This is a genomic window from Pseudoalteromonas aliena (assembly GCF_038155085.1).
GTDB lineage: Bacteria > Pseudomonadota > Gammaproteobacteria > Enterobacterales > Alteromonadaceae > Pseudoalteromonas > Pseudoalteromonas aliena_A.
In genome coordinates this window covers 1-219 of sequence record NZ_JBAKAU010000184.1, presented here as the reverse complement: position 1 = coordinate 219, position 219 = coordinate 1, and the positions used below count along the sequence as shown (strand labels likewise).

1 pseudogene is annotated in these 219 nt (G+C 38.8%); it reads right to left on the bottom strand.

The window, feature by feature from the left end:
• Positions 1-39: 39 nt before the first annotated feature.
• Positions 40-219: pseudogene (locus V6260_RS19035) on the bottom strand (oxaloacetate decarboxylase); the annotation flags it as partial.

Sequence of the window (219 nt, the reverse complement as noted above, 5' to 3'; positions counted from 1 at the left end):
ATGGCACTGCATAGCAATAGGAATTGATACCGTTTCTTAAAGTGCTTTAATTAGCTTTTCAGCATCGAACGGCTTTAATAAACCCGCCAAGTCTTTAATACAAATAGAATGACAGCCTAAATCTTCTAGTTGCTTAGCAAGAGTCAGCCACAAATCAAGTGTATGAACAGGGCTTACTGTATACGAAATAGTACCTTGAGCAAGCGCGCCTACTTTAAT